The 5,219-nt window shown below is 75.2% G+C and carries 7 protein-coding genes; 3 read left to right on the top strand and 4 right to left on the bottom strand.

Going from position 1 to position 5,219, the window contains the following annotated elements; genetic code table 11:
• Positions 1–62: 62 nt before the first annotated feature.
• A complete protein-coding gene (locus ACWEVO_RS29370; RefSeq protein WP_452310722.1) occupies positions 63–581 on the bottom strand; it encodes a hypothetical protein in 519 nt (172 codons plus the stop codon).
• 448 nt (positions 582–1,029) lie between these two features.
• On the opposite strand from ACWEVO_RS29370, the gene ACWEVO_RS29365 reads away from it, so the two are divergent.
• Positions 1,030–1,932, top strand: coding sequence for a septum formation family protein (locus tag ACWEVO_RS29365; protein ID WP_452310721.1), 903 nt, complete (start codon positions 1,030–1,032; stop codon positions 1,930–1,932).
• Here the strand turns inward: ACWEVO_RS29365 and ACWEVO_RS29360 are convergent.
• A complete protein-coding gene (locus tag ACWEVO_RS29360; RefSeq protein ID WP_452310720.1) occupies positions 1,895–2,887 on the bottom strand; it encodes a sigma-70 family RNA polymerase sigma factor in 993 nt (330 codons plus the stop codon). The two genes, ACWEVO_RS29365 and ACWEVO_RS29360, sit on opposite strands and share 38 nt — an antisense overlap.
• 134 nt (positions 2,888–3,021) lie before the next feature.
• Here ACWEVO_RS29360 and ACWEVO_RS29355 point away from each other — a divergent pair, with 134 nt between their 5' ends.
• Positions 3,022–3,432 carry a YybH family protein gene (locus ACWEVO_RS29355; protein ID WP_452310719.1) on the top strand — a complete coding sequence of 137 codons (411 nt, stop codon included), beginning with the start codon at positions 3,022–3,024 and terminating at the stop codon, positions 3,430–3,432.
• 44 nt (positions 3,433–3,476) lie between these two features.
• Here the strand turns inward: ACWEVO_RS29355 and ACWEVO_RS29350 are convergent, their stop codons facing one another.
• Positions 3,477–3,929 (bottom strand): Rv0361 family membrane protein, encoded by a 453-nt coding sequence (locus ACWEVO_RS29350; RefSeq protein ID WP_452310718.1) that lies wholly within the window; start codon positions 3,927–3,929, stop codon positions 3,477–3,479.
• 80 nt (positions 3,930–4,009) lie between these two features.
• Between ACWEVO_RS29350 and ACWEVO_RS29345 the strand changes: the two genes are divergently transcribed.
• Positions 4,010–4,810: a class I SAM-dependent methyltransferase gene (locus ACWEVO_RS29345; RefSeq protein ID WP_452310717.1), complete on the top strand. Its 801-nt coding sequence runs from the start codon at positions 4,010–4,012 to the stop codon at positions 4,808–4,810.
• A gap of 9 nt (positions 4,811–4,819) precedes the next feature.
• On the opposite strand, the gene ACWEVO_RS29340 is transcribed toward ACWEVO_RS29345, so the two are convergent.
• A partial coding sequence (locus tag ACWEVO_RS29340) for an NAD-binding protein (RefSeq protein ID WP_452310716.1) occupies positions 4,820–5,219 on the bottom strand: 400 nt, incomplete at its 5' end.

The following is a 5,219-nucleotide window of genomic DNA, read 5'->3' as shown; positions in this document are numbered from 1 at the left end:
CCTACCTCCGCACCTGGCTTCGATCACCGATAGTGCGCGTACACCAGGGCCAGCGTCGGAGGTCAGTTGGTCGGTCGTGCGGTCGGCTTGTGGCCGGCGTCCGGGGCGTCCGTGCGGTTGGTGTCGGCGCTGGTCGGGCGGGCGCTGGGCTTGCCCGTCGGGTGGCTCGGCGTGGCGGTGGGCCGGGCCGCCTGGCTCGGCTTGGCCTTCTCGGCGGCGAGCAGCGTGTCGCAGTACGCCGCCACCTTCTCCTTGTCGCCGGCGGTGGTGATCAGCACCCGGAACGCCGGGTTCTCCAGCGCCTTGCCCGGGTTGTCGCCCGCGCCGGCGGTGAACGCGTGGCAGAGGCCGACGAGGTTCGGCGTGGGGGTGCCCTTGGCGCCGGCCGGGCCCTTGCCCTTGTCGGCCGCCTCGGACGGCTTGCCGCTGGCGTGGGCCGACGGCGTGGCGCTGGCGTCGGTGAGCGGGTTGGGCAGGGTGCCGCTCGCGGCGGCGAGCGCGACCCCACCGGTGGCGGTGACGGCGAGGGCCGCCACGCCAGCCTTGAGGGTGAGGAGTTTCGCGAGGGCGAACTGTGACATCGAACGGCTCCGTTGACGGGGGTGGACATACGGACGTGCCGCCCGGCGTGCCTCCGGAACAGCGCACCTCCCGGCGGGGGTGCCGGGACGCGGGACGCACGCACCGGACGAACCCGGGGCCGGGCCGCGGCCGAGCCCCGCGCACGGCGCCTCCGCTGTGTGAGCAGCCGGCGACGCCGGAGCCGTGCTGGTCCTGGGCCCGGTGCATGCTTTCCGTGCCCCTCAGCGCCGCCCCCGCGCCGGATGTCACACCGTCACGGCCCGGCACGGTGGCCGGACGGACAGCGACGAACGTCGCGCGTCGGATCAGACCGTGCGTGGGGCGATGCCGTCGGCCGGCGCGGCGAGGGCGGCGAGGGCGGCGACAGCCAGGACAGGCAGGCGCATCCGGGACGTCGGAAGCGCACCACGGTGACATATGCTGCCGCCGCGAGCAGGGAGGCCGCACATGCGACGGTGGCGGACGTTCGGGGCGGTGGCCACGCTGATCACGCTGGCGCTGGCCGGCTGCGGTACTCCGGACGGCCTGGACGGCGATCTGACCGACGACTGGCGGACGGTCGGTGCGGTCGTGCAGTTCGCTCCGAAGGTCGGCGACTGTCATCAGCGCATGGAGTCCGTCAGCAACCCGGTCACCTACCACCCGGTCGACTGCACGACCGGCGGCGGCATGGAGACCTTCCACCTGGGCACGTTCACCGGTCCGCTGGCCGAGCGGCCCACTCCCCCACCGGTCCGGTCCGCCGCGATCCGTCCCGCGTTCGCCGAGTGCGACGCCCGGGCGACGGCGTTCGTCGGCGGCGACTGGCGGGGCGCGCGGCTGACCGTCCGGGTGGTTCCGCCGTCTCCCGCCGGCTGGACGGGCGGCGCCCGCTGGTTCCGGTGCGATCTGATGGCGCTGCCCACCGTGGAGCCCCGCCTCTTCGGCGGCCGGTCGGCCGACCACCCGATGCCGTACTCCGGCAGTCTGCGGGACGCGCTGAAGAAGGCGTCGCCGCTGGCGTACGGCTGCCTCAGCACGGACAGGTGGGACGAGCTTCAGCAGACCTCCTGCACGAAGGCCCACCGGTACGAGTACGTCGGCTCGTGGACCGCGCCGGACAGGCCGTACGCGGACGCCGCCCGCGACGCCGGGTCGATCCACCCGCGCTGCCGCACCCTGGTCGCCCGGTACGCGAGGGTCCCGGTCGACCGGACGCTGCCGTACCGCGCCGGCACCCGGTTCCAGCTGCCGTCCGAGGAGGCCTGGGCGTCGGGCGACCGGGGAATCCGCTGCTTCTACTGGTCGGACACGAAGAACGTGACCCGCTCGATCAAGGGCGGCGGTCCCAAGGTGCTGCCGGTGAACTGACCGGTTCGGCGGGCAGCGCGGCGAGTCCGAACGCGGCGAACACGGCCTGGTCCTGGAAGACGACGTTCCGGCTGATCCGCCCGGCCCGGAGGGTCAGCACCTGCACGGTGTGCGGCAGGTACGCCTCCCCGTCCCGCACGTACGCGGCCAGCGCGGGCTGCCCGTTCGCGGCGGTGGCCAGCAGCCGCCAGTCGGTGCCGCGGAGCGCGAGGATCCGGGCGATGAAGCGGCCGTAGCGCTCGCGGCCGACGTGCCAGTTGAGCACCGGCGGCATCTCCAGCACCGCGTCGTCGGTGAGCAGCCGGGTCAGCGCCGGCACGTCCGCCCGCTCGAACGCCGCCACGTACCGGTCGAGCAGCGCCCGCTGCGCCGGGTCGGCCGGCTCGGCGACCTGCTCCTCCCGGATGGCCACGGCGCCGAGCCGGGCCCGGGCCCGTTGCAGGCCGCTGTTCACCGCGGCGGGGGTGGTGGCCAGCGCCTCGGCGACCTCGACGGTGGACCAGTCGAGGACCTCGCGCAGGATCAGGATGGCCCGTTGCCGGGGCGGCAGCAGCTGCATCGCGGCGACCAGGGCGAGCCGCAGGCTGCCCCGCGCGGCCACCACGGTGGCCGGGTCGAGCAGCGCGTCCGGCAGCGGCTGCAGCCAGGGCACCTCGCCCACCACCATGGGCGCGTCCGGGTCCGGGTTGGCCGCCACGAAGTCGGACGGCAGCGGCCGGCGGGCGCGGCCGCGCAACGCGGTCAGGCAGGCGTTGGTGGCGATCCGGTGCAGCCAGGTGCGGAGCGAGGCGCGCCGGTCGTCGTACCGGTCGAAGGCCCGCCAGGCGCGCAACAGGGTCTCCTGCACCAGGTCCTCCGCCTCGTGCACCGAGCCGAGCATCCGGTAGCAGTGGGCCAGCAGCTCCGGCCGGTACGGCCCGGTCCGCCGGTCGAAGTCCTCGCTGCCCACCGTCACCGGTTCACTCCCTCCGCCGTGCTCCCCCCATACCTACCGGCCCGGTCCCCGGAATTCATCGCCGCCGGGCCGATGAGTCCGGCCCGGCCGGCGAGTAGGTACCGGCGACGCTGCATTTCGAGGAGAGGACGATCATGACCGACACTGCGACCGTCGACACCCGCGCCGAGCGGGAGGTACGGGACCTGCTGCACGCTCTCGTCGCGGCCTGGGCGGCGGGCGACGCCGACGCCTTCGCCGGCCGGTACGCCGACGACGCCACCGTGGTGCTCCCCGGCGGGGTGTTCCACCGGGGCCGGGCGGAGGTGCGGCGGTACATGGCGGACGGGTTCGCCGGCCCGCTGCGCGGCTCCACCTCCGTCGACGAGCCGGAGCAGGTCCGGATCATCGGAGCCGGCGACACCGCGGTGGTGGTGAGCCGCAGCGGCTTCCTGCTGCCCGGCGAGGAGAGCCTGCCGGCCGACCGGCTCCGCCGGGCGACCTGGGTGCTGTCCCGGGGCGCGGCGGGGTGGCGGGTCGAGGCGTACCACAACTGCCCGGCCTGAGGCACCGGCCCGGCCGCCCGGTCAGCCGGGTGGCCGGGCCGCCGTCACTCGCAGATCCGCCAGCTCCCGTCCTCCTTGACCAGGCGGTACACCTGCGTCTGCGAGGTGCCGCTCTGCGGGGTGAACCGGACGTTCGCCGACCCGTACACCCGGCCGTTGGTGTTCTGCACGTTGAGGCCGACGATCTCGTAGCCGGTCAGCGCGGGCTGGGCGGCCTGCTGGCGGGCGAAGTCCTCCTGGCTGACCCGGCCGCGCACCTGGCCGCAGAGCTGCCCGTACGCCGTCGGGTAGTCGCGCGCGACCAGCGCCCCGGCGTAGCTGTCCACGGTGGTCCGGGCCGGGCCGGTCGCCTCCCGCACCGCGTGGTAGAGGGCGAAGCCGCCGATGACGCCACCCACGCAGCAGAGGGCGAGCACCACACCGACGACGATGAGCACGACCTTGGTCGTGTTCGACTTCCTGGGCGGCACCATGGCCGGCTGGTACTGGTACGCCATACCCGGGAGGGTAGGCGGCGGCCGCCACCCGGGCGGTAAACGAGATGAGCCGGGCGGACCGGTCGGTCCATCATCGACGGATGCCGCACCATCGACCGGCGGAGCCGGACATCCAGCGCTACTACACCGAGGTCTTCGGCGAGGCGGAGCGGTTGCACCGCAGCGCGCAGGGCCGGCTCGAGGCGCGGCGCACCCGGGACCTGCTCACCCGACTGCTGCCCGCACCCCCGGCCGCCGTGCTCGACGTGGGCGGCGGCCCCGGCACGTACGCGGGCTGGCTGGCGGGGGCCGGTCACCAGGTGCACCTGGTCGACCTGGTGCCGGCGCACGTGGCCGCCGCCCGGGCCGCGTACCCCGGGCTCACCGCGACCGTCGGCGACGCCCGCGATCTGCCGCTCCCCGACGACTCGGCGGACGCGACCCTGCTGCTCGGCCCGCTCTACCACCTGACCGGGCGGGCGGACCGGGTGGCCGCGCTGCGCGAGGCGGCCCGGCTCACCCGGCAAGGCGGGCCGGTGGTCGCCGCGGTGATCAGCCGCAACGCCGCGCTGATCGACCTGACCGCGCAGGGCCGGGTGGACGAGCGCAGCCGGCCGCTCCTGCGCCGGGCCTACGAGACCGGGGTGAACGACCCGGAGACCGGCTTCACCACCGCGTACTTCCACCGGCCGGAGGAGGTGGTGGACGAGTTCCTCGCGGCGGGCCTGCCGGAGCCGGCCCTGTACGGCGTGGAGGGGCCGCTCTGGCCACTGCTGAACGCGCTCGACACCGACCCGGACGACCGGCTCTTCGCCGACGCGGTGGCCTGCGCCGAGGCGTTCGAGCGGGACCCGGCGGTGCTCGGTACCAACTCTCACCTGCTCGCGGTCGCCCCCGCCTGAGCCACGGACTCAGCGAGCGGTGTCGCGCATCCAGAGCGGGAGGGCGCGGGTGTCGTCCTGGCCGTGGCCGTCGGCGTGGGCCGACTCTCCCACCTGCCGGGCCGCGTCGACCAGCGGCAGTCGGGGTTCGGCGGCCAGGCAGAGCCGCAGGTCCTTGGTGAGCATGTCCACGGTGAAGCCGACGGTCTCCGGCGGCCCGGCCGCGAGGACCTGCCGGACGGGCGGGTAGGCCGCGCCGAGCGGGCCGGCCGCCATCAGTTCGTCCACCACGTCGGCGGGGAGGTCGAGGGTGGCGGCGAGGCGTAACGCGTCGCCGATCCCGGCCAGGGCCAGCCCGAGGCTGAGGTTGCGGACCAGCTTCCCCGCGCTGCCGGCGCCGCTCGCGCCGACGTGCCGCACCTGCGCCGGG

Source organism: Micromonospora sp. NPDC003776, assembly GCF_053605645.1.
The sequence above is the reverse complement of the archived record's forward strand: the minus strand, read 5'-3'. Positions and strand labels throughout refer to the sequence as shown.

Excerpts from the sequence above, each read along its gene's own strand:
- ACWEVO_RS29365 (WP_452310721.1), top strand. The coding sequence starts at position 1,030 with ATGCGACGGTGGCGGACGTTCGGGGCGGTGGCCACGCTGATCACGCTG.
- ACWEVO_RS29355 (WP_452310719.1), top strand. The coding sequence starts at position 3,022 with ATGACCGACACTGCGACCGTCGACACCCGCGCCGAGCGGGAGGTACGG.
- ACWEVO_RS29345 (WP_452310717.1), top strand. The coding sequence starts at position 4,010 with ATGCCGCACCATCGACCGGCGGAGCCGGACATCCAGCGCTACTACACC.
- ACWEVO_RS29350 (WP_452310718.1), bottom strand. The coding sequence starts at position 3,929 with ATGGCGTACCAGTACCAGCCGGCCATGGTGCCGCCCAGGAAGTCGAAC.
- ACWEVO_RS29370 (WP_452310722.1), bottom strand. The coding sequence starts at position 581 with ATGTCACAGTTCGCCCTCGCGAAACTCCTCACCCTCAAGGCTGGCGTG.